2 protein-coding genes and 1 pseudogene are annotated in these 4,420 nt (G+C 72.7%); 1 reads left to right on the top strand and 2 read right to left on the bottom strand.

The features are described 5' to 3' along the window. Positions 1-728 (bottom strand): SLC13 family permease (locus tag ACWEBX_RS37540; protein WP_451889219.1); only part of this gene is annotated, 728 nt, incomplete at its 3' end. Between the two features lie 181 nt (positions 729-909). Next, positions 910-3,285 carry a SpoIIE family protein phosphatase gene (locus tag ACWEBX_RS37535; RefSeq protein ID WP_451889218.1) on the bottom strand — a complete coding sequence of 792 codons (2,376 nt, stop codon included), beginning with the start codon at positions 3,283-3,285 and terminating at the stop codon, positions 910-912. A 551-nt stretch (positions 3,286-3,836) separates the two neighbouring features. Between ACWEBX_RS37535 and ACWEBX_RS37530 the strand changes: the two are divergent. After that, positions 3,837-4,420, top strand: a pseudogene (locus tag ACWEBX_RS37530) (hypothetical protein); the annotation flags it as partial.

Here is a 4,420-nt window from a genome sequence, read left to right as displayed (position 1 = left end):
GGCGCGCCCGCCGCGAGGTCACGGGCGAAGAAGCGCCGGAAGACCACGTACTCCGCGCCGATCGCGACCAGCCAGGGCAGCACCATCAGCGCGGCGAACCGGGTGAAGCTCAGACCGCTGGCGGTGAACGCCAGCAGGTTGGTGAGGTTGGAGACCGGCAGGAGCAGCGAGGCGGTGTTCGACAGGTGGGTGCACGCGTACACGTGCGGCTTCGGACGTGCCCCCATCCGCGCCGCCGTCGCGAAGACGACGGGGGTGAGCAGCACGATGGTGGCGTCCAGGCTGAGCACCGCCGTGATCGCCGAGGCGAGCACGAACACCGCGGTCAGCAGCCGGCCCGGCTGCCCCGCGGCCCAGCGCGCCATCCAGGCCCCGCACGCCTGGAAGAGCCCTTCGTCGTCGCAGTACTTGGCCAGGACGAGGACCGCCGCCAGGAAGCCGATCACCGGACCCAGATGAGCGGCCTCCGCGCGGGTGTGGTCCCAGGAGATCGCCCCGGTGGCCAGGACCAGGCCCGCGGCCGGCACGGCCACGACCGCCTCCGGCCAGTTGAACGGCCGGACGACCGCGCACACGAGGACGGCCGCGAGCAGGACGACGGACAGGGCCTCGGCGAACGGGCTCGCGAGAGCGGTGGCCAGAGGGGTGCCGGTCGCGCCGAGGATGCCTTGGACGAGCGGGCTGTTCAGGATGGTGTTCCTCCGGGCGGTGATGGCGGCGCCCTCCATCACATCAGACGGGGCGGCGCAGGCCCGTGAACGCCCTCCCGTCGCGTCGCCGCCCCGCCCGGCCTCCCGCTCCGAACGGCCGCGACGCCGGGTCGTCGAACGGTCCCCCAAAGGCGCTCACTCGTCGCCGAAAGGTCTCCGAACGGCGCTCACTCGTCGTCGGCCGGTCCCCGAACGGCGCTCATTCCTCGCCGAGGAGAGACAGCTCCGCCCAGATGGTCTTGCCCTCCGGCGTGTGCCGGCTGCCCCAGCGCTGGGTGAGCTGGGCCACGAGGAGCAGCCCGCGCCCGCCCTCGTCGAACGTCTTCGCCCGGCGCAGATGCGGCGCGGTGTGACTGCTGTCCGAGACCTCGCAGATCAGGATCTCGGTGTCGTGGATGAGCCGCAGCCTGATGGGCGGCTCGCCGTAGCGGATGGCGTTGGTGACCAGTTCGCTCACCACCAGTTCGACCGTGAAGGTGGCCACGGTCAGGCCCCAGCGTTCCAGTTGATCGGCGACCTGCTTGCGGATCGGCGCGACGAGGGCGGGGTCGGCGGGGATGTCCCAGGTCGCCACGTTGGACGGGGCGAGGCCTTGCGTACGGGCGAGCAGCAGCGCCACGTCGTCCGGCGCGCCGCCCACGGGAAGCAACGCCTGGAGGATCGCGTGGGCCGCCCCCTCCAGATCCCGCGACGACTCCTCGAGGGCCCGGCAGAACAGCCCGAGGCCGGCCTCGACGTCCCGGTCGCGGCTCTCCAGCAGGCCGTCGGTGTACAGCGCGAGCACCGTGCCCTCGGCCAGGTCGAGTTCGACCGACTCGAAGGGCAGCCCGCCCAGGCCGAGAGCCGGACCTGGAGGCACGTCGATCTGCCGGGGCGGCCCGTCCGGCGGCAGGACGACGGGCGGCGGATGGCCCGCGCTGGCGAGCGTGCAGCGCCGGGAGACCGGGTCGTACACCGCGTAGACGCAGGTGGCGCCCACCTCTCCGGTGGTCCCCTCGGCCCCGGCCTCGGCCGAGAGCCGTACGACGAGGTCGTCGAGGTGGGTGAGCAGTTCGTCCGGGGCCAGATCGATGTCGGCGAGGGTACGGACGGCGGTGCGCAGCCGGCCCATGGTCGCCGAGGCCTGGATGCCGTTGCCGATGACATCGCCGACGACCATGGCGACCCGCATCCCGGACAGCGGGATCACGTCGAACCAGTCGCCGCCGACCCCGGCACGCGCCGCGGGCAGATAGCGCGAAGCCGCCTCCAGGGCCGCCGTCCGGGGGAGGGACTGGGGGAGGAGACTGCGCTGCAGGGCCAGCGCGGTCTGCCGCTCGCGCGAGAAGCGGCGGGCGTTGTCGATGCAGACGGCGGCCCGGGCCGTGACCTCCTCGGCGAGCAGCACGTCGTCCGCGGTGAAGGGGTCGGGCCGCCGGAACCGGCTGAGGACGACCACACCGAGGGTCCGGCCGCGGGCCCGGACGGGCACCGACATGGTGGCGTGGACGCCGTACTCCCGCACACGTCTGCCGCGCGGTCCGTCCGAGCTCAGCCACTCCTCCAGCGTGCCGGCCGCGTTCGGCGCGACGAGGGGCCGGCCGGCGATCAGCGAGTCGGCCTGCGGCGAGGACGCGGGATAGACGTCGACGTCGCCGGGTTCGAGGACCGCCTCCGGGCTGCCCTCGTTCACCGACCGGTGGGCGGCACGGCGGAGCGTGACCGGGGCGGCCGGGGGCCCGACGTCGTACTCGCCGCCGTCCTCCGGGGGGTCGAGGAGGTCGACGCTGACGAAGTCGGCGAGGGCGGGGACGCAGACGTCGGCCAGCTCCTGGGCCGTCCGGGTGACGTCGAGGGTGGTGCCGATGCGCACGCTCGCCTCGTTGACCAACTGGAGCCGCTCGCGGGCGCGGTACTGCTCGGTGAAGTCGTGCGCGGACACACACACGCCGATCACGCGTCCATGGGTGTCGGTGAGCGGGGCGATCCGCACGAGCCAGTGGTGCGCCCGATCCTCGCCGCCGCCGCGCGCGTACGTCTCCACGGCACGGGCCCGGCCGGACGCGAGGACCTCGGTCATCTCCCGTTCGACCAGCTCGCCGTTCCGCCGGGAGCCGATCTCGGAGACCCTGAGACCCCGGATGCGGTCCTCGGGGAGGCCGGTCACCTCGGACATCGCGTCGTTGAGGCCGTACAGCCGCAGCCGCTCGTCGTAGACGGCCATGGCGCAGGGCGCCTGCGCGAGGACGGCGCGGATCAGCGGGTCCTGGAGGGCGCGGGGTTCCCGGCGCTCCAGCGGGGTGACCACGAGCCAGGCCCCGTCCCGCTCCAGACGGTGGGCGAGCAGCCACACGGACAGGATCCGGCCGTCGCGGTGGCGCAGGGCGAGCACTCCGTACCGGCGGTCGCCGGCCGACCCCGGGAGCGAACCCGGGGTTCCGGGGGCCAGGAGATCCGCCGCCGGGCGGCCCTCGACCTCCTCGGAGGTGTGACCGAGGAGCCGGCGGGCGCCCTCGCTCCAGTGGATCAGGGTGCCGTTCCCGTCGATGACCGCCCGTGCGGTGGCGGCCTCGTCGAGAGGGTGGACCGGGCTCATCGTCGCCACTTTCCCTTGTACGCACACTCACAGTGAACCTGCGCGTCGTCCGGTCCCAGAGTAGTGGCTGGGCGTCGTGCGCACCCTCGAACACGAAGAGCCCGGACAGTCGTGCGTGCGGGACGACCCTGCGCACGGATCCGCGGACGGTGGTGCTCCGTACGCAGGGAGCGTGCGTGAGAACCCGGTGCGCGCGCACGGTTCGCACGGGGCGCGGGAAGCGGGGAGGGCCGGTACGGCCCCGCCGGGCCGCCGTTCGCTTTTGACGGGATTTCAATAAGGCTGATCTCGCCCGTGCGCCTTGTTGGTGACGAGTGTGTTGTGCGAGGGTGAGCCTCCCGCGCTTGGTCAAGGGCCGGGTCTGAATCGCTGTTCGCCATTCCCGGCTGTCGACGAGCCCAAGAGGCTCCCTGAGCGACGGTCGCCGCACGGCCTTCGTCCCCGGCCGTTCTCCCGGCGCTCCGTCAAAAGGTCCACACCAATCGGGATTCCTTTTCGACGGGCAAGCACGACCTGTGTGCCACCTTGCACCTCGGAAGGAACCCGCTCCCGTGCGCACCCCCCACCCGCCGCTGCCCGATCGTCCGCCGGGCGGATATTTCGGCGAGCCCGACGACGAACTCGCCGCTGTGCTCAGAGGCGGGGCGGAGGCCGACACCACGCGCCCCGTCGCCCTGCTGACGGCCCGGCACTGGCGGCCGGCGTACGACTACGCGGTGATCTGCCTCGCCACTTCGTCGCGGGTCGCCTCCCTGGTGACCGACGCTTCCTTCCAGCACGTCCTCGACCGTTTGGGCGAGGGCGAGCAGGCTCTCGCGCTGCGGCCCGAACTCCTCGTGACGGTGCGGGACACCGTCCGGACCTGGGCGGCGGACGACCGGATATGCGACGCCCTGCCGGCCCTGAGGAAACCCGCGGGGGGCCGCGGAATGCGCGCGGCGAAGTCCATGACGGGCGAGAACCGCAAGCTCGCCGAACACGCCTTCCTCGGTCTTCCGGGCGCCGCCCGATGCCTGTTGTGGCACACCGAGGTGGAGGCCGAATCCCTCCAGAAGGCCAAGCAGGACGCCTTCGTGGAGGCCGTGAACGACCAGGTGACGGACCGGCTCGACAAGGAGAACCGCAAGGCGGACAC

The sequence above is a fragment of the Streptomyces sp. NPDC005070 genome (assembly GCF_053600395.1).
This window is presented reverse-complemented; position numbering and strand designations above follow the sequence as displayed.